Source organism: Ramlibacter sp. (assembly GCF_050250995.1).
GTDB lineage: Bacteria > Pseudomonadota > Gammaproteobacteria > Burkholderiales > Burkholderiaceae_C > Ramlibacter.
Map to the genome: position 1 here is coordinate 26,531 of NZ_JBFWNP010000018.1, position 21,709 is coordinate 48,239.

Genomic DNA, 21,709 nt, shown 5'->3' on the forward strand with positions numbered 1-21,709 from the left:
CGGCTTCATCCGACCGGACTGCGGTCGAAACCGAGTCGCTCGGCGATGCGGTTCGCGGTCCAGCCCGCACCTTGCAGCAACAGCCGCGTGCCGAGTCGGTCGATTTCTTCCGCGGTGAATGCCTCGATCGGGCCGAGCTGGCGATGGTCCAGCTGTACGGCCAGCACGGCACCGCCCCGACCGAGGGACTTCCACAATCGATGGGCCGCTTCGGACTGTCGTGGACCGCTGATCAGGCACAGGCCGCAGCGCAAGGCCCAGGAATACACCGCGGTGGCGAGCCCCTGTCGCTGGTAGGCCGTGCCATAGCGTGAGTGCGGGCTGCGCAGGAACCGGTGCCGCCGCACGCCCGGCTCGGAGGGCCGGTTGAACACCGTGCAGCCAGCGAGCGCTCGCCGCGTTGCGTCGAACGCATACACGGTCGTCTCGCCATCGTGGTCCCGCCGATAGAGCTGGATGCCCGGGCCGGCGGGCGGCGCGCCATCGATCGGGACGAGTGCGATTCGTCCCGATTCGTTCGCGCGGAGGCGCTCGTGCAGCGCGGCCAGCTCCGCATCCACGTCGCGGTGGGCGACCGACACGTCAATGCGCATGATGCACCCCTTTGCGCATCGGGTGGACACCCGGATCTGTTGCTTCGGCCCCTGCGAGGGGGATCACGAGGACGTCGCTGGTGGACCAGTTCAGCACGCGAGCCGCGACGCTGCCGCGCATGAAGTCCTCGAATGGGGACGCGGGACGCTTGCCGACAATGACCAGGTCCGCGCCCAGCTGCAGTTGATGCTCGGCAATCTGCTGGCCAGGATCGCCGCGACCGATCGACACCATCGGCCGGCCGGCGTGCCGGAACGACTCCACGAACTCGCCAAGGCGCCGCTCCGCCTGGCGGGTGCGGCGCTCGCGGAACTGCTGCACGGCCCACTCGGGCGCTTCTGCCGAGCGCAGCTTCGCTTCGTCGCGCGTGCCGAGCGCGTGAAAGAGAACAAGGGACGCGCTCGGCTCCACCCACGCCGCGATGTCCAGCGCGCGACCGGACGGCGGCTCGAGCTCGGTGGCGACCAGGATCCTGCTGTAGCGCTCCACAGGCCCGGCACGGACGACGAGTACCGGCGTGCGACAGGCGCGCAGCACGCGCAGCGTCGGCTGTCCATGCAGGAGTGCGGCGAGCGAGCGGATGCGGGTGTGCGCGACCACCACGAGGTCCGCGCCGCGCGCCTGCGCCGCAAGAGTCTCGTCGAAGGTGCGCGGTTTCGGCACGACCATGTTCACCGGGCGTTCGAGCGCTTCTTCGAGATGACGGGCTGCCAAGCGTGCACGCGCGAGCGTGGCCGGCAAAGGCGCGACCGCGTCGTCGCGCGGATGGTGCATGACGTGCAGCGCCGCCCGATGCATGCGCGCCAGCAACAGCGCGCGCGCGAGCGCCGTGTCGTCGGGCTGGGAGAAGTCGGCAAGGACGAGGAGGTTGGACAGGCGCGCCGCCACGGGCGCGGCGGGACCGTCCCGCTGTGCGAAATCGCGGTCGACGAGCTCTTGCCCGCCGATTCTGTTCGAGGCGTACATTGAAGCACTCCATTCGGTCGGGCCCGCTCGATGCGTGGCCCGCGACGCGCCGGATGGCCCGGCGGTGAATGGATGGCGCTGAAGGGGAAAAGGGGGCCGCCGGGCCTAGTGCTGCGCGGAGCTGCGCTGCGGTGTGGACCGTGCGAGGAGACGAACGCCGGCCGCCGCGCCCGAGCGCAAGGCGCGGGCAGCGAAGTTGTTGGCGTGGAGGTGACGGGCGGCCATGCGCGGAATTGTAGGCCGGACCTTGTCCTCGCCGCCCCTTCGCGTGCCATTCCGGCAAGGAACCTGGGGTCTTGCGTATGGACCACCGCCGCACGGCGGGCGCTATCTGCAGCGCGGCGGCAGCAGTTCGCGGGGCACGTCCGTCCGGTTGGTGCCCTGCGCCGTCATCTTCTCCGGCGGCGGCGCCATGCCGCACAGCCAAGTGACCGGAACGATTCGCGCGTCCTCGACCACGGCCGGGCGCAGCGTGAGCGTCTTGCCCTTGAGCGCGTTGTGAGCGCGATTGCCGAAGGCGATGTGGATCGCGCCGTTGTCGAGCGTCACCGAACTCACCACCTGGTTCACGATCTTGTCGGCGACCGGAAGGCCTGCAGCCGAGTTGTCCGCCGGCAGCGGCTGCCCCATGCGCCAGGCCAGCTCGACCGCTGGCTTCGCGAGTTCGGCCAGCGGCAGCGCCTCGTTGACCTGCTGGCGCACGACGCGGTCCCAGTAGGTCGGCAGCGCAATCAGCATGAGGATCGCCACCACGCCGATGGCCACCATCAGTTCGAGCAGCGTGAAGCCGCCCGCGGAGGAGTCTCGCATGCGGGCGATCTTAGTAGGTCATACCCAAGCGATCGAACGAGACATCCATCGGGTGTCCGGAGTGATCCTTTATCATCATTGGGCCTCCTGACGATCGAGCCCACCATGCGACCATCCATTGCCCTCGACCTGAGACGCGACGCCGTACGCGAAGCGGCGGCGCGGCACCGCGCCGCAAATCCGCGTGTGTTCGGTTCGGTGCTGCATGGAACCGACGAGGAGGGCAGCGATCTCGATTTGCTCGTGGACGTCCTTCCTGGCGCCACTTTGTTCGATCTGGGCGGACTGCAAGATGAACTCGAATCACTGCTCGGCGTCCACGTCGATGTGTTGACGCCCGCAGACTTGCCTACCCGGTTCAGGGAGAGGGTGGTGGCGGAGGCGAGGAGAGTGTGAGCGCCAACCGGTTGGTCGACTATCTCGATCATATGGAAAGGGCAGCGTCGGAGGCATGCTCTTTTGTTGCCGGGATGAGCAAGGATGAGTTTCTGCGGGACAGGCGCACGCAGCAGGCCGCGATCATGAACATGATCATCGTGGGCGAGGCTGCAACGAAAATTCTTGAACTTCACGCAGACTTCGCACAGGCGCATGCCGGCGTGCCGTGGCGGAGCATGCGCGGCATGCGCAACCGCATCGCGCATGGGTATTTCGACCTCAACCTCGATCTTGTTTGGGACACGTTGCAGGTGTCGCTTCCCCAGCTCTTGCAACAACTGATCGAAGTGCGGAATGACTCGGAGAGTCGATAGATGCGCGGTCGACGCTGGGCGTCCGTGGATCAGGGCCTGACTGCAGGCGCCTCGTACGCCATGCCCGCCGCACGCGACATCAGGTGGAGTTCGAGTTCCACCATTTCGACGCTTCCATGCGCGAGCGGCTCAGCCCGCACGCCTGTCATGCAGCCGCGCAGGCGGCGGCTGAGCGAGCCGAGCGCTTGCCACTCCAGCCTGTAGATCGGGTAGCCGGTCGCGTGCCCTTGAGGAATCACGCTGCCGGCGAGACGCAGGCCCGCGCGCTCGTCGTGGCATTGGGCACATGAGAGGTTCAACTGGCCGATACGCTGCGAGAAGAGGGCGGCGCCGCGTTCGCGATACGGCACGAGCCGGCGGTCGCGCGAGGGCGTGATCGGCAGGCCGCGCGACTGCATGGCGATGGCGGCTTCGAGCGACAGCAGTTCGTTGCTCTCCGCGGCCCACGGGCGCTGCTGCTGATGGCGCTCGCGGCAGAGGTTGACGCGGGTCGCGAGGTTCACGGGGCGGTGCGAGTGCGCGTCGTAGGCCGGATAACGACCCGCGACGCCGCGCATCGACTTCAGCTCGCCATGACACGACGAACACGCGCGTGCGTCCGGCGAAGAACGTGCCCATAGCTGCTCGCCTTCACGAACCCAGAGCATCGCAGGGTTGCCGGAGTCGTCCCGCTGCATCGCTTGCGTGCTCGCGCCCATGTCCTCGAATCCGGATCGTCGCGCGGCATTCGATGGATTCACGTCGGTCGAGGGCGCCGCGCAGCCGAGCGCGAGGGTGACGGACACGAGGGCAGTCACCCGCAAGGGTCTGGCGAAACGCGTGAGGCGCATGAGCTGCACGCGATCCCCGATGCGCAATGGCAATCGCCTCACGCCACGCTCAGCGTCACGCGCTCCACCTGCGCGAAGCCGTTGTCGCCCTGCCATTCGAATTCGAGCACGCCGCTGTCGACGGCCAGCGTCCAGAACGAGAGATAGGGGTTCGCCGACACCGCGGGGAACATCTCCGCCGCGAACACCAGCTCGCCGTTGTAGCGGCAGGTGAAGCGCCGCAGGATGTCGCGCGGCAGCACCCGGCCGTCCGCGCCGGGCCGGTAGCCGGTCTCCATCGGATGCTGGATCAGCGCGCGGATCTCCATCGGCTCGCCTCTTCGGGGCGAGGGCGGCACCGTGACGAGGGCGCGCGCCATCAGCTCTCGCCCTCGATGCATGCGGCGAGCACGACCACGACGTCGACCGTGTCGGACCAGAACGTGCCGTCGTTCATGCGTGCGATGGCCGCGAGCTTCTGGCTCGTGGCGAGCCGGATGCGCGTCGCCACCGCCGCCTTGCCGGCGCGCGGGCCGAGCGTGAAGCGGGCCACGTCGCGCTGCGGATTCTTCTCGTTGAACACTGCGATCGACACGACGTGATTGGCGGCCGTCATCGGGCTGTCGACCGCCACCGCGAGCGGCACGGTGTTGCCGTTGTCGACAAGGGGCGCGACGTCGAGCTTCAGGCGGCCGCGCTGCACGGGCTGGCCCTGCGTGAATTCGGCAATGGCTTCGGCCAGCTGGTTGCCTTGCGCCCACGTGGCGCCGACGCACAGCGCGGCAGGCAGGGCGATGACTTCGCGACGCTTCATTTCAGGGTGGACAAATAGGCGGCGACATCGTCGACCTGCTGGGGCGTGAGGATCGGCCGGCCGCGCCATTGTGCGCCGACGCGCTCGAAGCCATCGCTGCGGAGGTACGCCGGCATGATGCTGTCGCGCGGCGACTGCGCGATGCGCTGCCGCAGCATGTCGGTCGTGTAGCGGCTTCCCACGCCCGCGAGGTCCGGGCCGAGGTCACCCTGGAATCGCTCCTCGGGAATCGGCGCGCGATGGCACAGCAGGCACAGGCCCACCTGCCGGTTCGCGACGATGGCACGGCCGCGCACCGGGTCGCCTTCGGCCGCGGCCGGGACCGCGGCGAAAAGCGCCAGTACGAACCCCCACGCCCGAAGGTCACGCACGCTTCAGGCTGTGCTTGGACAAAGGCAGGTCGCGGATTCGCTTGCCCGTCGCCGCGAAGATCGCGTTCAGCACCGCCGGCGCCGCGACCGCGATGGTCGGCTCGCCCACGCCGCCCCAGAAGCCGCCGCTCGGCACGATCACCGTCTCGACCTTCGGCATGTGGCGCATGTGGACGACCGGGTAGGTGCTGAAGTTGTCCTGCTCCATGCGGCCGTCCTTCAGCGTGCATTCGCCGAAGAGCGCCGCGGACAGTCCGTAGGCGAACGAGCCCTCGACCTGCGCCTCGATCTGCTGCGGATTCACCGCGTGGCCGCAGTCCGTGGCGGCGACGATGCGATGCACCTTCAGTTCGCCCTCCGCATTCACCGACACCTCGGCGCAGGCCGCGACGTAGCTGCCGAAGCCCATCGTCTGCGCCAGGCCGCGAAACACCTTCTGCCCGTTCACGTCGGGCGCGGGGCGGTCCCAGCCCACCTTCTGCGCGACCGCGTTCAGCACCGCGAGGTGCTTCGGATGCTGCGCCATCAGCTTGCGCCGCAAGGCCAGCGGATCCTGCCGCGTCGCCGCCGCGATCTCGTCGATGAAGGACTCGAGGTAGATCGCGTTCTGGTTCAGGTTCACGCCGCGCCAGAAGCCCGGCGGCACCGGCGGATTGCGCATCGCATGGTCGATCAGCAGGTTCGGGAAGCTGTACCCGATGGACGCCTCCGGCCCCGGCGGATTGAGCCCCTGGAACACGACAGGGTCGAGCCCGTTGCGGATGTTTTGCGGAAACACGCCCGCGAGGATCGACTGCCCCGAGATCCGCATGTGCAGCGCGGTGACGTTGCCCTGCGCGTCGAGCCCCGCGCGCAGCTTGCACTGCGTGACGGGATGGAAGCGGCCGTGCAGCATGTCTTCCTCGCGGCTCCACAGCAGCTTGACCGGCACGCCCGGCATCTGCCTGGCGATGCTCACCGCCTGCGTCACCCAGTCATGCACCGCGCCGCGCCGGCCGAAGCCGCCGCCCAGGTGGATCTTGTAGACCTCGCATTGCGCGGGCGGCAGCCCGGCCGCTTCGGACGCGGCGGCGAGTGCCGCTTCGCCGTTCTGCGTCGGCGTCCACACCTCGCACCGCTGCGGCGTCCAGCGGGCCGTGGCGTTCATCGGCTCCATCGTCGCGTGGTTCTGGTGCGGATAGCCGTACACCGCCTCGATCACGCGCGCGGCGGAGGCCAGCGCGGCCTTCGCATCGCCGTTGCTGTTGCCGACGGCCGCTTCGGGCGCATCCAGCCCGGCACGGAGCACGGCCGCGACGGTCGCGCTCGACTCCTTCGCATTCGGTCCGTTGTCCCATTCGATGGGGAGCGCCTCGAGCGCGGTCTTCGCGCGCCACCATGTGTCCGCAACAACCGCCACCGCGCTGTCGCCGACTTGCACGACCTTCTTCACGCCGGGCCGGTTCTGGATCGCGGCCGCATTGAAGCTCTTCACCTTGCCGCCGAACACGGGGCAGTCCTTGATCGCGGCATTCAGCATGCCGGGCATCGTGAGGTCCGCGCCGAAGATCTGCCGGCCCGTCACCTTGTCGACGGTGTCGAGGCGCGCGACGCGCTTGCCCACGAGCTTCCAGTCCTTCGGATCCTTCAGCGCGACCTCGGCGGGCGGCGGCAGCTTCGCCGCGAGCGGCGCGAGCTTGCCGTACGACAGCGTGCGGTTCGTCGGCACGTGGGTGACGATGCCGTTGGCCGCGCGGCATTCGGCGGCGGGCACCTTCCATTCGTTGGCGGCCGCCTGCACGAGCATCGTCCGCGCGGTCGCGCCGCCCTTGCGAACGTAGTCGTGCGACTCGCGCACGCCGCGGCTGCCGCCGGTGGAGAAGTTGCCCCACACGCGCCGGCGCGCGAGGTTCTGCCCCGGCGTGGGGTACTCGGTCGTCACGCGCGACCAGTTGCATTCGAGTTCTTCCGCGACCAGCTGGGCAAGGCCGGTCAGCGTGCCCTGGCCCATCTCGGAGCGCGCGATGCGGATCACCACGGTCTCGTCGGGCTTGACGACGACCCAGGCGTTGAGCTCGGGCGCGGCCTCCTGTGCAAACGCCTCGCGCGAAAAGGGAATGTGGAAGCCGAGGACGAAACCCGCGGCGGCGGCGCCCTTCAGGACCTGCCGGCGATCGAGGGGAAGGACCGGGTTCATGTCACGCTCCCGTCCGTGTGCTGGATCGCCAGCCCCGCGCTTCGCAGTTCGCCGCGGGCCACGGCATGGATCGCCGCGCGGATGCGGTTGTAGGTCCCGCAGCGGCAGATGTTGCTCATGACGTCGTCGATGTCGGCGTCGGTGGGCCGCGGCTTGTCCTTGAGCAGGGCGACGGCCGCCATGATCTGGCCCGTCTGGCAATAGCCGCACTGCGGCACGTCGAGCGCGACCCAGGCGCGCTGCACGGGGTGCGAGCCGTCGCGCGACAGGCCTTCGATGGTGACGATCTTCTCGGTCTCGGCGACGGTGGAGACGGGGCGCACGCAGCTGCGCGTGGGCGTGCCGTCGACATGCACCGTGCAGGCGCCGCAGGCGGCGATGCCGCAGCCGTACTTCGCGCCGGTCAGGCCGAGCTGCTCGCGCAGCACCCACAGCAGCGGCGTGTCGGGTTCGGCTTCGAACTCGCGCACCGTGCCATTCACGTTCAGTTTCGCCATGGCGTGAACACCTCTCTTCGTTTCGCAAGCGCCCCGGCTCGCGGACGCGCGGATGTTAAGCCGCGGGTGGGCGGCTCGGCTCAGGGTAATCGAGGAGGTGGAGCCGCGCGGCGTCGCGCGCGGGACGCCCGCGTCAGTTCGACGTGCGGGCCGCCGTGTCGGCGCCCGCCGGCACCACGCGGCGCGCGCCGTCGAACCGGCGCGTCCAGTAGTCCACGCCCATGTCTTCGACGCGCACCTGCGCGCCGGGCTTGGGCGAATGGATGAACTTGCCTTCGCCGACGTAGATGCCGACGTGGCTGAAAGCGCGGCGCATCGTGTTGAAGAACACGAGGTCGCCGGGCTGGAGTTCGCGCTGGTCGATCTTCTGCGTGGCGGCGGCCTGTTCGTCGGCACGGCGCGGCAGAATGAGGCCGAGCGTCTGCTCGTACATCGCCTTCACGAAGCCGCTGCAGTCGAAGCCCGTGTCCGCCGTGTTCCCGCCGCGACGATAGGGCACGCCCAGGAATCCCATGGCGTTGAAGACGAGTTCGGAGGTGCGTTCGGCCACCGTGGCGCGCACCTGCTCGAGACGGTTGAGCAGGCCCTTGTCGGCGATGAAGCGGCCGATGTCGTCCTCGGCCGTGGCCGGCGGCGCGGCATGCGCGGCACTCATGAGGAAAACGAGGAGAACGCCAGTGTTGAGCCAACGCAGGGACATGGGGCCGGAGCTTAACGGGGCGCGACTGGAGAAGTCAAGCGAGGAAGCCGCCGTAAACTGTTGATTCGTAAAAGGGGGTCGAATGAAGCGTCACCAGCTCGTCAGTATTGCGGCCGGTTTTTCGATGATGGCCGCCGTGTCCTCGGCTTGCGCGGTCGAGGCCGAAACGGTCGTGTCCGGGCTCGAGAATCCCTGGGCCGTGGCCTTTCTCGGACCCGACCGTTTCCTCGTCACGGAGCGGCCGGGCCGCCTGCGCCTGGTCGCGGGCGGCAGGCTGGGTGCGCCGATCGCGGGCGTCCCCGAAGTCGCGGCACGAGGGCAAGGCGGCCTGCTCGACGTCGTGCTCGACAGCGGCTTCGCCTCGAATCGCACGCTCTATTTCTGCTTCTCCGAGCCGGGCGATGGGGGCAACAGCACTGCGATGGCGCGCGCGAAACTTTCGGCCGACGACACGCGCCTCGAAGACGTCCGCGTCATCTTTCGTCAGCGCCCGAAGGTCAACAGCACCTTTCACTTCGGCTGCCGCATCGTCGAGGCGCGCGACGGCAGGCTCTTCCTCACCCTCGGCGAGCGCAACTCGCGCAAGGACGACTCGCAGACCCTCGACAACCACCACGGCAAGGTCGTGCGGATCGAGAAGGACGGCTCGGTCCCGAAGGACAACCCCTTCGTGGGCCGCGCCGGCGCACTCCCCGAGACGTGGAGCTACGGTCACCGCAACATGCAGGGCGCGACGCTCTCGCCCGACGGCGTCGTGTGGACGCACGAACACGGCCCGCAGGGCGGCGACGAGATCAACCTGCCGCAGGCGGGCCGCAACTATGGCTGGCCTGTGGTCACCTTCGGCGAGAACTACGGCGGCGGCAGGATCGGCGAGGGGATCACGCAGCGCGCGGGCATGGAGCCGCCGCTGCACTACTGGGTTCCGTCCATCGCGCCCTCGGGCATGGCCTTCCTCACGAGCGACCGCTACGGCGCGGGGACGAAGGGCAATCTCTTCGTGGGCTCGCTCAAGTTCTCATACCTGGCGCGGCTGGAGCTCGCGAACGGCAAGGTCGTGCGCGAGCACAGATGGCTGGAAGGCGTGGGGCGCGTGCGCGACGTGCGGCAGGGGCCGGACGGCCTGCTGTATCTCGTGACCGACAGCAGGCAGGGTCGGCTGGTGCGCGTGAAGCCCTGAGAAGTCGCGAGGCGGGCATTCGGGGATTGACCGGCGCGCGCCGAGCGCTTAACTTTTGCGCGGGGAGCCCAAGCCGTATCGCTCTTGGATCGACCGGCTGAGGATACGACTGCGCAAAATTGGCGCAAAGGGGCAGTGGCGATGCGGTCCTTGTTTCGGCTCGCGGCGGCGCTCATGCTGGTTGCGATGGCTCAGATCGCGCAGGCGCAATATCCCTCGAAAGCGATTCGCATCGTCGTGCCGTTTCCGCCCGGCGGGTCGGCCGACGCGGCGGCGCGCGCACTGGCGCAGCAGATGTCGCTCGGGCTCGGCCAGCAGGTCCTGGTGGACAACCGGCCGGGCGCGGACGGCGTGATCGCGAGCGACCATGTGGCGAAGTCGGCCCCGGACGGCTACACCTTCCTGTTCGCCACATCGTCGGGCCTGAGTTTCGCGCCCTTCGCGCGCAAGTCGCTGCCCTACGACGTCCTGAACGACTTCACACCGGTGGGACGTATCGGAACCTTCGGCCTCTTCGTGTTCGTGCATGAGTCGGTCCCCGCGCGGACGCTCGCTGATCTCGTCGCGCTCGCGAAAGCGAAGCCGGGCGCCCTGAACTACGGCAGCGCGAACGCCACCAGCTTGCTCGCCACCATGCAGTTCAACAAGGCGTCCGGCCTCGACATGGCCCACGTCCCCTACAAGGGCGACGCCCAGCTCGTGACCGATCTCGTCGCGGGCCGGATCCAGCTGAGCTTCGCGGCCGGCGCCGTACTGCCGCACGCGAAGGACGGCAAGCTGCGCGTCCTCGCGACGCTACTGCCGGGTCGCAGTCCGCTCGTGCCCGAGGCGCCGACCTTCGCGGAAAGCGGGCTGCCCCGGGTGTCCGTGATGGCCTGGGCCGGCCTCTTCGGGCCGGCGAAATTGCCCCTGGAGGTTGTCGAGCGGGTCTCGCGCGAGCTTGCCGCGGCGCTCGGCCGTGCGGACCTGCGCGAGCAATTCGGCCGCCACGCGATCGACGTGACGACGTCCACGCCAGACGAGATGGGCCAAACCCTGCGGGAGCAGCTCGGCACCTGGCGCAATGCCGTCCAGGCCGCCGGCATCCAGCCGGACTGAGTGGAGGCGGTCGCAGTCGTGCGCCCCGACACGCCGGGCTCGGGGATGAGCGCCGCACTCATCGGCCGGGAGGCGGAGTCGCTGCGCCTGCGCGCGGCGCTCGCCGACGCCGCGGGCGGCGCCTGCCGCGTTGTCCTCGTCGCCGGCGATGCGGGCATCGGCAAGAGCGTGCTCGTGCGGCAGCTCGCGCCGTGGGCCCGGGCGTGCGGCGGGCGCTTCGTGCTTGGAAAGTTCGAGCAGCACAACGAGCGCGAAGCGGTGGCCATCCTTGACGCGCTCGGTACGCTCGGCGAACTTCTGCTCGATGCGGCCGACGCGGAGGAGCGCGACGAGTGGCGCGGTCGGCTCCTGCGCGTGCTCGGGGCCGAGGCGGGCCTCGCGCGCATACTTCCCGGGTTCGGCGCGTTGTTGTGCGACGTGCCTGACGCCCGGGCGGTCGATCCGTCGCACGTCGCCGCCCGGCTCGTCGGTCTGGTGATCGGCTTGCTGCGCGCCATCGCCTCGCCCGCGCACCCGCTCGTGTTTGCGCTCGACGACCTGCAGTGGAGCGGCTCGCTCGCCACGCGGCTGATCGACGCCGTGCTCGCCGCCGGGGACCTGCCGGGCCTGCTGCTGGTCGGTGCCGTGCGCGGCCACGCTGTCGCGGACGCGCACCCGATGGCCGGCGCGCTCGAGCGCTGGACCGCTGCGGGCAGCGGCGTCGAGACGATCGCGCTCGGGGGGCTGCCGCCCGAACAGGTGGCCCGGCTCGTTGCGCCGGTGCTTCGCATCGACGCGCGGTGTGCCTTGGCCGTCGCGCACGAGCTCGCACCGTTCGCAGCGGGCAACCCCTACGATTCGGCGGAAGCCGCGCAGGCCCTGCGCGGTCAGGACTTCGCCCCTGCGGTTCTGCGCGACGCGGCGGCGGTCCGGCGCTTCCTGGCCTCCACCACGGTCGACGGGATGGTGGCAGCGCGCCTCGCCATGCTGCCCCCGCCAGCGCGCGAGCTTCTGCAATCGCTCGCCTGCATCGGCACGCGCACCGCGCCGGATGTGGCGCGTGCCGCCGCCGGCCTGCCGCCGTCGGAATTCGACGCGATGCACGCAATGCTCGTCGCGGCCGGCTTCGTGCATACGGCAACGGAGGCGGGGACTGTGGCCGTGGTGCTGCGGCACGATCGCGTGCAGCGCGCCGCGTACGAGAGCATCCCGCCGCCTCGGCGGCCCGGCTTCCATCTCGCGCTGGCGCGGCGGCTGGCCGCGCGCGAGGACATGCAGGCGGTCGCGGCCGACCAGTACGTCGATGCGGCGCCGGCCGTCACGGACGCGGAAGAATGCCTGCGTGCGGCGCGGCTGCTGCGCATGGCCGCGGTCGCCGCGCGCCGCCTCGGCAACAGTCTCGCCGCGTGCCGCATGCTCGCTGCGGGCCTGCGCCTCGCGGGCGCCGCCCCCCAGGCGCGCGCGGAGCTCGCCCGCTGCGAAATCGAGTACCACCTCGCGCTGCAGGGTGTGGGCCGGCTGGAGGAGGCCGACGAGATGTACGCGCGCATCGAGCGTCGCGGCACGAATGCGCTCGCGCGCATCGATGCCGCCTGCGCGCAGGCCGACAGCCTCACCAACCGCGACCGCATGCACGAGGCGATCGCGCTTGGCCTCGATGTCCTTCGCGAGCTGGGCCTGTGCACGCCGCCGGACTTCGCGGCCGACGCCGGCTTTCCGGCTCGACTCGACGGCATGCGGCGCTGGATCGCCGGTTTCGACCTCGAGCGTGAGCGGGAGCGCGCCGAGGCCGCGGACCCGCGCGTAGTCGCCGCGGCCCGCATGATCGAGCGCCTCCTCATGGTCGCCGTGCTGAAGGACATTGATCTGCTGGCCTGGCTGATCTTCGAGAGCCAGCGGCTCTGGGAGGCCCACGGCCCCTGCGCGTCGCTGGCGGGCAGCCTCGGTCGCGCCGGCAGCGTCGCCATCGTCTTCAGCCGCGACTGGCAGACGGGCTACCGCGCGCTGCGCCAGGCGCTCGACCTGTGCGCAGCGCGCGGCTGGAGTGCCGAGGGCTCGCTGGTGCGCTACCTGTTCGTGCTGAGCGGCGTGCATTGGTTCGAGCCGCTCGAGCGGGCGGTCGCGGAGGCGGAACGGGCGCGCGAAGGCCTGCTGGCGGCGGGCGATCTTCGCAATGCGAGTTTCAGCCAGCGGCAGTCGGCCATCGGACTCCTCGAGTGCGGCCCCGACCTGCGGCGCTACGCCGCCGAAGTGGACGCCGCACTGACGCTTTCGGTGCGCGCCGGCAATGTGCAGGCCATCGCGCGCTGCGCCGCGGACCGCGCTCTGATCCGCGCCCTGACCGGCGAAGCCGGCCCTGCGGCGGCGCCGGCCGCACTGCGGCAGCCGCGGGACCCGGACGCGATCGCCTGGCTGAACCCCTACGAAGCGGCTCTGCGGGCCATCGCCTGCGCGATCTTCGGCGACGCGGCGGGGCTCTCGCGCCACGCGCCGATGCCCGACGAACGCCCGCCGCGCGGCCGGGGCTTCTATCCGCTCACCCTGTACCAGATGGCCTGGTCGCACTGGCTGGCGGGACTGGCGGCGGCCTGGGAGCTGCAGGACCCCGCACGTGGGCAGGACAGCGGCGCGGCCGCACTGGAGCGGCTGGATGCGTGCATCGAGTGGCTGCGCCAGCGCGCGGTCGACGCACCGCTGAACTTCCGGCACATGCACCGGCACCTGCGCGCCGAGCGTGCCTGGGCCGTCGGCGACCTGTCCGCCGCGGCGCGGGCGTTCGACGAGGCGCAGGCCGCGGTGGAGCTGACCACGCGCCCCTGGCACGAGGCGCTGATCACCGAGCGCTCGGCGCGCCTGCACCTGCGCGCGGGCTGGGCCCATTCCGGCGCGCAGCTGCTCGAAGATGCCTGCCGCCAGTACGCCGGCTGGGGGGCGGCGGCGAAAGTGGTACGGCTGCGGATCGCGAGCCACGGCGAGCTTGCCTCGGGGCGCGCGACGCGTGCCGAGCGGACGCCGCCCCCAGGCACGCCACCGCCCGTTGTCCTGTCCGCCGACATCGATGCGCTGGCCATCCTGCGCGCGGCGCAGATCTTCGGCGCGGAGCGCGCGGCGCCTCGCCTCGCCGCGCGCATCGAGGAGCTTCTATGCTGCATGGCCGGCGCCACCCGCGCCGTCCTGGCGCTGTGGGACGAGCCGCTGCGGGGCTGGGTTGACGGCGGTGACGTCCTGTTTGCCGCCGACCGCGTGCCGATGACGGCGTTGCGCTACGTGCGGCGAACGCGCGCGCCCCTGCGGGTGGACGACGCGCTGGCGGACGAGCGCTTTTCGCGCGAGCCCTGCCTGCGCGCGCACCGGCATTGCTCGATGCTGGTGCTCCCGCTGCCCGCCGGGGCCGAGCCGCGGGCCGTGCTGTACCTCGAACACGACGCCGTCCGCCATGCGTTCGGGACGCTTGCCCCCGAGGCGGTGACCACTCTGGCGGAACAGCTCGCGGTTTCGCTCGAGTCCGCGCGCCTGAACGCGCGCATGGAGCGCCAGGTGCGCGAGCAGACGGCGCTGCTGCGCCGGGCGCAGGCGCAGGAGCTCGACGATGCAAGGCGCGCGGGCATGGCGCAGATCGCGACGAACGTGCTGCACAACGTGGGCAACGTGCTCACGAGCGTGAACGTGTCGGCGCACGTTCTCGCCGATCGCGTGCGCGACTCACGCTCGGCACGCGTGGGCGATCTGTGCCGTCTGCTGGAAGCGGAACTGCCCGCGGGCGGCTTCTTCGCGCCCGGCGGCAAGGGCCGACTGCTGCCCAGCTACATGCGGCAGCTCGCTCAGGCCCTGCAGGAGGAGCGCGAAGGTCTGCTCGGCGAGCTCGCGGCGCTGGCGGGCCACGTGGAGCACATCCGCAACGTCGTTGCCATGCAGCAGTCCCACGCCGTGCGCGTGGCGGGCGGCGAGCGGCGGCCGCCGCCGGAACTCAAGGCTTGATCAGTCCCTTGCGCACGGCATAGCGCGTCAGGCTCGCGATGTCGCCGAGCTGCAGCCGCTCCATGATTCGCGCGCGATGCACGTCCACCGTCTTCGACGAGAGCCCGAGTTCGTACGCGATCTCCTTGGAGGCCTTGCCCTGCGCGATGAGCTTCAGGATCTCGACCTGCCGCTCGGTGAGCTCGTCGCTCGCCGTCGGCTCCGAGGGCTGCAGCAGGCGCTGCGCGATGGCCGGGCTGAAGTACGTGCCGGTCGCCATCACGCTGCGGATGGCCTGCTCCAGCTCGAAGGGCGGTGCGTCCTTCATCAGGTAGCCGCAGGCGCCGCTCGCGACGGCGCGCTTGACGAAGTCCACCGTGTCGTACATCGACAGCACGAGCATGCGAACGCCGGGGAAGCGCGCATGGATCTGCGTGATGGCGGTGATGCCGTCCATCACCGGCATCGAGATGTCGGTCATGACGACGTCGGGCTGGAGCGATTCGACGAGCTGCACGAGCTCCTGGCCGTTGCGGCCTTCGGCGATGACCTCGACGCCATCGACCATCTGCAGCAGCGCCTTGATGCCGGATCGCACGAGATCGTGATCGTCCGCCAGCACCACCCGCACGGCGCGCGGTTCGGTGGCCTTCATGTTCTCGTCCTCCTCTTCATTGTCTTGGGATCTCGCGCTACAGCACCGCGCGCAGGCAAACGCCCTGGCCGGGCCGCGTGCGGACCGTGAGGCGTCCTCCCGCGAGCTCGGTCCGCTCGATCATGCCGTAGAGGCCGACGTTGCGCTCGCTCGGCTGGCCGGTGAGCATTTCCTTCTTGTCGAATCCGACCCCGTCGTCGATCACCAGAAGGCCGATGCGGCCGTCGGGCAGGAATCGGAGGCGGATGGTGACGTGCGACGCCTTCGCATGGCGCAGCACGTTGTTCAGCGCCTCCTGCACCAGCCGCATGGCGACGGCGGCCGTCTCCGACGGCGGGCTCGGCTCCTCGCCGCGCGACGTCACGGAAAACGTGAGTCCCGCGGGCTCCGCGATTCGCTGCACCGCCGACTGCACGGCCGCGACGAGGCCGAGCAGGTCGAGCTGCGCCGGCCGCAGCGAGAACGACAGCGTTTTCAGCTGCTCGACCGCGGCATTGGCCATCTCCACCGCGGTGTCGTGGTACTTTCGCGCCGCATCGGCATCGCGCGCACGCTCGGCGGCGTGCAGGTGGATCACCACGCCGGTGAGCGTCTGGCCGAGCTGGTCGTGCAGTTCGCGCGAGATCAGCGAGCGTTCGCGTTCCTGCGCGGCCACCAGCCGCGACGAGAGTCGCTTGAGGCGCTTGTACGCCGAGTCGAGTTCGCGGTCGAGCCGCTCCTTCTCGGCGGCGCGCTGCCGGTCGCGCATCACGCGCTCGATGATCTGCGGCAGCGTCCCCATCTTGTCCTTGGTGACGTAATCCTTCGCGCCGCAACGCAGGACATGGACCGCCGCCTCCTCGCCGATGGCGCGCGTGACGACCACGAGCGGGACGGCGCTGCGCCGCGCGACGAGGATCTGCAGGGCCGCGTAGGGCGAGAAGCGCGGCATGTTGAAGTCGCACAGGATCGCGTCGAAATTGCCCTCGAGCGCCTCGGCGAAGCTCGTCGCGTCGTCCACGCGCGTGAGCTCGTAGGTGTGCGCGGGGTCGCCGCGCTCCAGGGCAAGGGACAGCAGCTCGACGTCGTCGGGGTTGTCCTCCACGCACAGGAGCCGGATCGTCGCGGGCTCGGGAGCAGAGCGGGGATCGGCCATGCCGTCGAGTTTAGTTTCAGCGGACTCCGCCGGGTTAAGCAAATCCCCGAAGGGCTTCGCCGCCAATGCCTATCATGCGCCGCGACGCGAATGGTCTGATTGCATCCACACCAGGAGCCGATCGTGAACCCCGCATTCGAACCGACCCGCCATCTCGACGACAACGCCGCGCCGCCCCAGGCCGGACCCATGCTGCGGCGCGCGGGGCGGTGGCTGCGCGCGCTGGCCGCGGTGGCGGCGCTCGCGGCGCTTGCCCTGGCGCTCGGCGCGGCCATGAGCGCGTCGCTGGCGGACGCCGAGGACGCCCTGGCGTGCGCGGCGCTGGCGCTGATCGCGCTGCACTTCAGCGGCAGGGCGCAGCGCCGGGTGATCGCGGAACACGGCGGCCTCGATGGCTCCACCGGCCTGTACAACCGCCGCGGCCTCGTCATTGCCGGGGACGAAGCCGTTGCGCGCGGCAAGGCGCGTCCGGCGTCCCTGGTGGTGCTCGACCTCAGCGACCTCGTCGAAGTGCCCGCCATCTACGGCCGGGAGATCGGCCACCGCGTGGTGAAGCGCGTCGTCGAGCGCGTCCAGGCCCTTGCCGGCCCCAACGGCCTCGCCGCCCGCACCGGAAAGGCCCAGTTCACCGTGATGCTGCCCGGAACGGACCTCGACAAGGCGGTCGAGCGCGTCCACCACGTGCTCGGCCGGCCCGGGCGCATCGAATTCGAGGCCGGCCATACCGAGATCATCCTCGTGCCCGTGGTTCAGGTCGAAGCGCTCGCGGCCGGGCAGGAATCCGTGGCCGACCTGCTGGGCAGGATGGAGCGCTTGGTCGCCTCGCATATTGCGCAGGAGCAGCGCCGCCGCGCCTGGCTCAAGCGCGAGCGCGAGCGGCATTCCCGGCCGTCGCCGCTGGGCGCCTGAGCACCCGGATTTCGCGGTTCACTAAGATGAGGGCTCCCACAAGGAGCCCTTTTCCGTGTTGCTCGACGATTCGCAATCCCAGCTCGTGCTGGTCGACTACCAGCGCAAGCTCATGCCCGCCATCCACGATGCGCAGGGCGTGCTCGCCAATGCGCTGCGCCTCGCGCGCGTGGCCCGCGCCCTCGAAGTGCCCGTGTTCACCACGGAAGAAAACCCGCAGGGCCTCGGCCCCACGGTCGAGGAACTTCGCCCCCACGCGGGCCGCATCGTCGCCAAGATGGACTTCAGCGGGGCCGACGTGCTGCTGCCCCACCTGCGTCCGGCCGCGAAATCGGGCGGCAATGCGCGCAGCCTGCCCAAGCACCTGCAGAAGCCGGCACAGCCCGCGGCCGAGCGCAACAGCATCGTGATCGCGGGTTGCGAGGCGCACGTCTGCATGATGCAGACGGCGTTGTCGCTGCTCGAGGACGAGTTCGAGGTCTGGGTCGTCACCGACGCGTGCAGCTCGCGCACCGAGCGCAACCGCGACGCCGCGTTCGACCGGCTCGCGGGCGCGGGCTGCGAACTGGTCACGACGGAGATGGTTGCCTTCGAATGGTTGGGAGGCGCGGACCATCCCCTGTTCAAGGACGTGCTGCAACTGGTGAAATAGAACAAGGAGATTCCCATGACGTTCGACGAATTCCAGCGCCGTTCCCTCGAGGACCGCGACGCCTTCTGGACTGAGCAATCCGCGCTCATCGACTGGCACGAGAAGCCGCGGCAGGTGTGCGACTTCAGCAAGCCGCCCTTCGCGAACTGGTTCGTGGGCGGAACGACCAACCTCTGCCACAACGCGGTCGACCGGCACCTCGCCACTCGCGGCGACCAGCGCGCGCTGATCTACGTCTCGACCGAAACCGACACCGAGCGGGTCTACACCTTCCGCGAACTCCATGCGGAGGTGCAGCGGACCGCGGCGATGCTGAAGTCGCTGGGCGTCGGCAAGGGCGACCGCGTCCTGCTCTACATGCCCATGATCCCCGAGGCCGCGTTCGCGATGCTGGCCTGCGCGCGCATCGGCGCGATCCATTCGGTGGTGTTCGGCGGCTTCGCGTCGGTGTCGCTGGCGACGCGCATCGAGGACGCCACGCCCAAGGTCATCTTCAGCGCCGACGCGGGCTCGCGCGCGGGCAAGGTCGTGCCCTACAAGCCGCTGCTCGACGAGGCGATCCGGCTGTCCGCGCACAAGCCCTCGGCCGTGGTCATGGTCGACCGCGGGCTGGCGCCGGCCGAGAAGGTCGCGGGCCGCGACCACGACTACGCCGCGCTGCGCACGAAGCAAATGGACGCGCAGGTGCCGTGCGAGTGGGTGGAGTCCACGCACCCGAGCTACATCCTCTACACGAGCGGCACGACGGGCCGGCCGAAGGGCGTGCAGCGCGACACGGGCGGCCAGGCCGTTGCGCTGGCCGCGAGCATGAAGCACATCTTCCTCGGCCAGCCGGGCGAGACCTATTTCTCCACCAGCGACATCGGCTGGGTCGTGGGGCACAGCTACATCGTCTACGGCCCGCTGATCGCCGGCATGGCCACGATCATGTACGAGGGCCTGCCCATCCGGCCCGACGCGGGCATCTGGTGGAGCCTGGTCGAGAAGTACAAGGTGACCTCGATGTTCAGCGCGCCGACGGCCGTGCGCGTGCTGAAGAAGCAGGACCCGGCCTTCCTCAAGAAGTACGACCTGTCGTCGCTTCGCGCCCTGTTCCTCGCGGGCGAGCCGCTCGACGAGCCGACGGCGCAGTGGATTTCCGAGGGCCTGGGCCGCCCCATCATCGACAACTACTGGCAGACCGAGACCGGCTGGCCCATGATCACGATCTGCAACGGCATCGAGCAGGCGCCGAGCAAGTTCGGCAGTCCCGGCAAGCCCGTCTACGGCTATGCGGTGAAGCTCTACGACGAGAACACCGGCGAGGAGCTGACCGGCTCGGGGCAGAAAGGCGTGGTGGGCATCGAAGGGCCGCTGCCGCCCGGCTGCATGCAGACGGTGTGGCGCGACGACGAGCGCTTCGTCAACACGTACTGGAAAAGCATCCCGAACCGACAGGTGTACAGCACCTTCGACTGGGGCATCCGCGACGCCGACGGCTACTTCTTCATCCTCGGCCGCACGGACGACGTGATCAACGTCGCCGGCCATCGGCTCGGCACGCGCGAGATCGAGGAGAGCATCTCGAGCCATCCCAACATCGCCGAAGTGGCGGTGGTGGGCGTTGCCGATGCGCTGAAGGGCCAGGTGGCGATGGCCTTCGCGGTCGCGAAGGACGCATCGATGCTCACCGACGAGGCCGCGAAGATGAAGCTCGAAGGCGAAGTGATGAAGGTTGTCGAGCAGCAGCTCGGCGCCGTGGCGCGCCCCTCGCGCGTGCGCTTCGTGACGGCGCTTCCGAAGACGCGCAGCGGCAAGATGCTGCGCCGCGCGATCCAGGCCGTGTGCGAGGGGCGCGACGCGGGCGACCTGACGACGATCGAGGATCCGTCCGCGCTGCAGCAGGTGAGGGACGCGGTCGCGCCTTAGGCGACCTCGCGCTCCGCACTCGCCTGCGCGTCTGCTTTGCTCCTGACCGGGCGGCAGCCGCGGACCGTATCCATCAGCCCCGGCACGTCCGCCGGCAACGCGTCCCCGCGCCACGCGACGTGGCCGTCGGGGCGCACGAGCACCAGCGCGCGCTCGTAGAGGCGGGCGATGCCGGCATCCGCGATGTCCACGACGCGCAGCGGCACGCCCCGTCCGGCGGCCGCATCCGACAGCGAATCCACTGTCTTCGCGGCGTCGAATCGCAGCAGCGTGAAGCCGTCGCCGAACAGGTCGAGCGTCGAGCGGCCGTCCGCGAGCCACGCATGCGGCGCGCGCGCGCCCGGCCACGAGGTCTGGACGTAGTGCATCGGTTCGTCGGGCGGCGGCTGCGTGCCGTCCGGCACGTTGATCGGCGAGTTCGCGTAGCGATACGCCATCGAGGTGCCCGCGATCTCCCACTCGGGCAGCAGCACTTCCTTGAACTTCGCGCCCACTTCGCGCCGCGTCGCCTCGCCTTCCGGCGTGTCGTCGAGGATGCGCGAGTAGTCGAGCTTGAGCAGCCACGGCCTGAAGAGTTCGGTGGCCGCGGTGACGAAGCGCTTTCCCACCGGGCGCCGCTCTGCATCGTAGGAGGCCAGCAGCTGTTCGCCGCCCCAGCCCCGCAGCACCGCCTCGAGTTTCCAGCCGAGGTCGAACACGTCGCCCAGACCCGTGTTCATGCCGAATCCGCCCGTGGGCGACATCGCATGCGCGGCGTCGCCGGCAAGAAAGATTCGGCCGTGGCGCAGCTGCGCCGCCACGACTTCCCGGCGCCGCCAGGGGGCGATCGCCTCGACCTCGTAAGGGATGTCCTTCGTGCCGAAGCAGCGCTCGACGATCGCACCGGTGTCGAGGTTCGGCAGGTCGAGCTTGTTCGCCGAGCCCGTGAGCGACAGGCGCCACTCCTCGCGGCCGTCCACCACGGTGAGGTTGCCCCACACGCCCTCGGTGCCGAACAGCATGTAGCGCTCGCCCGCGCCCATGCGGTGCTTCTCGTGCAGCTGCGGCGAACGCACCAGCAGGCTGACCGTGTAGTTGAGCACCGGCGTGCCGTCGAGCGCGATGCCCAGGGCGTTGCGAATGCCGCTGTCCACGCCGTCGCAGGCGACGAGGTATTTCGCGCGGATTTCCACGAGCCCGTCCGCGAGCGGCGCGGGGCCATGCTGCACCGTGGCGACCTTGTCGCCGGTGAAGTCGTTCTCGCGTTCCTGCTCGAGCAGCCGCACGTGCGCGACCACGCCGTCTTCCGCTTCCCAGAAGCGCTCCAGGCGGACGGGACGCAGGAACTCGACGTTGTCGAACTCGCGGGCGCGCGTTTCGAGCAGCGGATCGAACATCTTCTGCGGGCAGCGCTCGCGGTCCTGCGGCGAGAAGGGCGGCGCGCCGCGGCCGCCCAGCGGCTCGTAGGGTTCGCGCTCGAGTTCGTGGCCGGTCAGGCTCGTGCAGTAGACGATGTCCATGCGGTAGTCGCGCGGAAAGCCGGCGTTGTAGACGCGGTCGGCGATGCCCCAGCGGCGCGCGAACTCCATCGTGCGCCAGGTCAGGCCGGCCGCGCGCGGCAGGCGCGCCTCGCGCACCTGCTGGTCGATGATGGTGCAGCCGATGCCGCGCATGCCGAGGTCGATGGCCATGCCCAGGCCGACGGGGCCGGCGCCCACGATGAGGACGTTGGTGGTGAGAGTCTGTTGCATTGGGTGGGAACTTCAGC

The 21,709-nt window shown here is 70.1% G+C and carries 21 protein-coding genes; 8 read left to right on the forward strand and 13 right to left on the reverse strand.

Annotated elements, in window-relative coordinates; genetic code table 11:
- Window positions 1-5: 5 nt before the first annotated feature.
- The 3 genes from AB7E83_RS13660 to AB7E83_RS13670 all read right to left on the reverse strand — a co-directional run bounded on the left by AB7E83_RS13660 (window position 6) and on the right by AB7E83_RS13670 (window position 2,370).
- Window positions 6-593 carry an N-acetyltransferase gene (locus AB7E83_RS13660; RefSeq protein ID WP_428570299.1) on the reverse strand — a complete coding sequence of 196 codons (588 nt, stop codon included), beginning with the start codon at window positions 591-593 and terminating at the stop codon, window positions 6-8.
- On the reverse strand, window positions 583-1,482 hold the full coding sequence (locus AB7E83_RS13665) for a universal stress protein (RefSeq protein WP_428570301.1): 900 nt from the start codon (window positions 1,480-1,482) through the stop codon (window positions 583-585). Before AB7E83_RS13665 ends, AB7E83_RS13660 begins: the two co-directional genes overlap by 11 nt.
- 405 nt (window positions 1,483-1,887) lie before the next feature.
- Window positions 1,888-2,370, reverse strand: a complete 483-nt coding sequence (locus tag AB7E83_RS13670; RefSeq protein ID WP_428570303.1) for a pilin — start codon at window positions 2,368-2,370, stop codon at window positions 1,888-1,890.
- A 105-nt stretch (window positions 2,371-2,475) separates the two neighbouring features.
- On the opposite strand from AB7E83_RS13670, the gene AB7E83_RS13675 reads away from it, so the two are divergent.
- Together AB7E83_RS13675 and AB7E83_RS13680 are read left to right on the forward strand one after the other, a co-directional pair.
- Window positions 2,476-2,766: a nucleotidyltransferase family protein gene (locus AB7E83_RS13675; RefSeq protein ID WP_428570403.1), complete on the forward strand. Its 291-nt coding sequence runs from the start codon at window positions 2,476-2,478 to the stop codon at window positions 2,764-2,766.
- Complete coding sequence (locus tag AB7E83_RS13680) at window positions 2,763-3,122, forward strand: HepT-like ribonuclease domain-containing protein (protein WP_428570305.1); 360 nt, start codon at window positions 2,763-2,765, stop codon at window positions 3,120-3,122. Before AB7E83_RS13675 ends, AB7E83_RS13680 begins: the two co-directional genes overlap by 4 nt.
- A 29-nt stretch (window positions 3,123-3,151) precedes the next feature.
- Here AB7E83_RS13680 and soxA read toward each other — a convergent pair whose 3' ends face one another.
- From soxA to AB7E83_RS13715, 7 genes are all read right to left on the reverse strand, one after another.
- Window positions 3,152-3,907 (reverse strand): sulfur oxidation c-type cytochrome SoxA, encoded by a 756-nt coding sequence (soxA, locus tag AB7E83_RS13685; RefSeq protein WP_428570307.1) that lies wholly within the window; start codon window positions 3,905-3,907, stop codon window positions 3,152-3,154.
- A gap of 83 nt (window positions 3,908-3,990) precedes the next feature.
- Window positions 3,991-4,311 carry a thiosulfate oxidation carrier complex protein SoxZ gene (locus AB7E83_RS13690; RefSeq protein WP_428570308.1) on the reverse strand — a complete coding sequence of 107 codons (321 nt, stop codon included), beginning with the start codon at window positions 4,309-4,311 and terminating at the stop codon, window positions 3,991-3,993.
- Window positions 4,311-4,745 (reverse strand): SoxY-related AACIE arm protein, encoded by a 435-nt coding sequence (locus AB7E83_RS13695; RefSeq protein ID WP_428570310.1) that lies wholly within the window; start codon window positions 4,743-4,745, stop codon window positions 4,311-4,313. Before AB7E83_RS13695 ends, AB7E83_RS13690 begins: the two co-directional genes overlap by 1 nt.
- Window positions 4,742-5,116, reverse strand: coding sequence for a sulfur oxidation c-type cytochrome SoxX (gene soxX, locus AB7E83_RS13700; RefSeq protein WP_428570311.1), 375 nt, complete (start codon window positions 5,114-5,116; stop codon window positions 4,742-4,744). Before soxX ends, AB7E83_RS13695 begins: the two co-directional genes overlap by 4 nt.
- Window positions 5,109-7,292, reverse strand: a complete 2,184-nt coding sequence (locus tag AB7E83_RS13705) for a molybdopterin cofactor-binding domain-containing protein (RefSeq protein ID WP_428570313.1) — start codon at window positions 7,290-7,292, stop codon at window positions 5,109-5,111. The genes soxX and AB7E83_RS13705 overlap by 8 nt, the downstream gene beginning before the upstream one ends.
- Window positions 7,289-7,789, reverse strand: coding sequence for a (2Fe-2S)-binding protein (locus AB7E83_RS13710; protein ID WP_428570315.1), 501 nt, complete (start codon window positions 7,787-7,789; stop codon window positions 7,289-7,291). Before AB7E83_RS13710 ends, AB7E83_RS13705 begins: the two co-directional genes overlap by 4 nt.
- 133 nt (window positions 7,790-7,922) lie before the next feature.
- A complete protein-coding gene (locus AB7E83_RS13715) occupies window positions 7,923-8,444 on the reverse strand; it encodes a C40 family peptidase (RefSeq protein WP_428570317.1) in 522 nt (173 codons plus the stop codon).
- 169 nt (window positions 8,445-8,613) lie between these two features.
- Between AB7E83_RS13715 and AB7E83_RS13720 the strand changes: the two genes are divergently transcribed.
- The 3 genes from AB7E83_RS13720 (at window position 8,614) to AB7E83_RS13730 (ending at window position 14,724) form a co-directional block, all read left to right on the forward strand.
- Window positions 8,614-9,669, forward strand: coding sequence for a PQQ-dependent sugar dehydrogenase (locus AB7E83_RS13720; RefSeq protein ID WP_428570405.1), 1,056 nt, complete (start codon window positions 8,614-8,616; stop codon window positions 9,667-9,669).
- A 141-nt stretch (window positions 9,670-9,810) separates the two neighbouring features.
- Complete coding sequence (locus tag AB7E83_RS13725) at window positions 9,811-10,767, forward strand: Bug family tripartite tricarboxylate transporter substrate binding protein (protein ID WP_428570319.1); 957 nt, start codon at window positions 9,811-9,813, stop codon at window positions 10,765-10,767.
- A gap of 45 nt (window positions 10,768-10,812) precedes the next feature.
- Window positions 10,813-14,724 carry an AAA family ATPase gene (locus AB7E83_RS13730; protein WP_428570320.1) on the forward strand — a complete coding sequence of 1,304 codons (3,912 nt, stop codon included), beginning with the start codon at window positions 10,813-10,815 and terminating at the stop codon, window positions 14,722-14,724.
- Here AB7E83_RS13730 and AB7E83_RS13735 read toward each other — a convergent pair.
- Window positions 14,714-15,358 carry a response regulator transcription factor gene (locus AB7E83_RS13735; protein WP_428570322.1) on the reverse strand — a complete coding sequence of 215 codons (645 nt, stop codon included), beginning with the start codon at window positions 15,356-15,358 and terminating at the stop codon, window positions 14,714-14,716. The two genes, AB7E83_RS13730 and AB7E83_RS13735, sit on opposite strands and share 11 nt — an antisense overlap.
- A 37-nt stretch (window positions 15,359-15,395) precedes the next feature.
- Complete coding sequence (locus AB7E83_RS13740; protein WP_428570324.1) at window positions 15,396-16,493, reverse strand: ATP-binding response regulator; 1,098 nt, start codon at window positions 16,491-16,493, stop codon at window positions 15,396-15,398.
- Window positions 16,494-16,616: 123 nt separating this feature from the next.
- Here AB7E83_RS13740 and AB7E83_RS13745 point away from each other — a divergent pair, with 123 nt between their 5' ends.
- From AB7E83_RS13745 to AB7E83_RS13755, 3 genes are read left to right on the forward strand one after another with little or no spacing between them, the layout of a single operon-like run.
- Window positions 16,617-17,402 carry a diguanylate cyclase domain-containing protein gene (locus AB7E83_RS13745; protein ID WP_428570326.1) on the forward strand — a complete coding sequence of 262 codons (786 nt, stop codon included), beginning with the start codon at window positions 16,617-16,619 and terminating at the stop codon, window positions 17,400-17,402.
- A gap of 55 nt (window positions 17,403-17,457) precedes the next feature.
- Window positions 17,458-18,054 carry an isochorismatase family protein gene (locus AB7E83_RS13750; protein WP_428570328.1) on the forward strand — a complete coding sequence of 199 codons (597 nt, stop codon included), beginning with the start codon at window positions 17,458-17,460 and terminating at the stop codon, window positions 18,052-18,054.
- A gap of 15 nt (window positions 18,055-18,069) precedes the next feature.
- Entirely contained in the window at window positions 18,070-19,962 is a 1,893-nt protein-coding gene (locus AB7E83_RS13755) for a propionate--CoA ligase (protein ID WP_428570330.1), read from the forward strand.
- Here AB7E83_RS13755 and AB7E83_RS13760 read toward each other — a convergent pair.
- Window positions 19,959-21,692 (reverse strand): FAD-dependent monooxygenase, encoded by a 1,734-nt coding sequence (locus tag AB7E83_RS13760; protein ID WP_428570332.1) that lies wholly within the window; start codon window positions 21,690-21,692, stop codon window positions 19,959-19,961. The two genes, AB7E83_RS13755 and AB7E83_RS13760, sit on opposite strands and share 4 nt — an antisense overlap.
- Window positions 21,693-21,709: the final 17 nt, after the last annotated feature.

Excerpts from the sequence above, each read along its gene's own strand:
- AB7E83_RS13660 (WP_428570299.1), bottom strand. The coding sequence starts at position 593 with ATGCGCATTGACGTGTCGGTCGCCCACCGCGACGTGGATGCGGAGCTG.
- AB7E83_RS13670 (WP_428570303.1), bottom strand. The coding sequence starts at position 2,370 with ATGCGAGACTCCTCCGCGGGCGGCTTCACGCTGCTCGAACTGATGGTG.
- AB7E83_RS13675 (WP_428570403.1), top strand. The coding sequence starts at position 2,476 with ATGCGACCATCCATTGCCCTCGACCTGAGACGCGACGCCGTACGCGAA.
- AB7E83_RS13690 (WP_428570308.1), bottom strand. The coding sequence starts at position 4,311 with ATGGCGCGCGCCCTCGTCACGGTGCCGCCCTCGCCCCGAAGAGGCGAG.
- AB7E83_RS13695 (WP_428570310.1), bottom strand. The coding sequence starts at position 4,745 with ATGAAGCGTCGCGAAGTCATCGCCCTGCCTGCCGCGCTGTGCGTCGGC.
- AB7E83_RS13705 (WP_428570313.1), bottom strand. The coding sequence starts at position 7,292 with ATGAACCCGGTCCTTCCCCTCGATCGCCGGCAGGTCCTGAAGGGCGCC.
- AB7E83_RS13710 (WP_428570315.1), bottom strand. The coding sequence starts at position 7,789 with ATGGCGAAACTGAACGTGAATGGCACGGTGCGCGAGTTCGAAGCCGAA.
- AB7E83_RS13715 (WP_428570317.1), bottom strand. The coding sequence starts at position 8,444 with ATGAGTGCCGCGCATGCCGCGCCGCCGGCCACGGCCGAGGACGACATC.
- AB7E83_RS13720 (WP_428570405.1), top strand. The coding sequence starts at position 8,614 with ATGATGGCCGCCGTGTCCTCGGCTTGCGCGGTCGAGGCCGAAACGGTC.
- AB7E83_RS13725 (WP_428570319.1), top strand. The coding sequence starts at position 9,811 with ATGCGGTCCTTGTTTCGGCTCGCGGCGGCGCTCATGCTGGTTGCGATG.
- AB7E83_RS13730 (WP_428570320.1), top strand. The coding sequence starts at position 10,813 with ATGAGCGCCGCACTCATCGGCCGGGAGGCGGAGTCGCTGCGCCTGCGC.
- AB7E83_RS13735 (WP_428570322.1), bottom strand. The coding sequence starts at position 15,358 with ATGAAGGCCACCGAACCGCGCGCCGTGCGGGTGGTGCTGGCGGACGAT.
- AB7E83_RS13740 (WP_428570324.1), bottom strand. The coding sequence starts at position 16,493 with ATGGCCGATCCCCGCTCTGCTCCCGAGCCCGCGACGATCCGGCTCCTG.
- AB7E83_RS13755 (WP_428570330.1), top strand. The coding sequence starts at position 18,070 with ATGACGTTCGACGAATTCCAGCGCCGTTCCCTCGAGGACCGCGACGCC.
- AB7E83_RS13760 (WP_428570332.1), bottom strand. The coding sequence starts at position 21,692 with ATGCAACAGACTCTCACCACCAACGTCCTCATCGTGGGCGCCGGCCCC.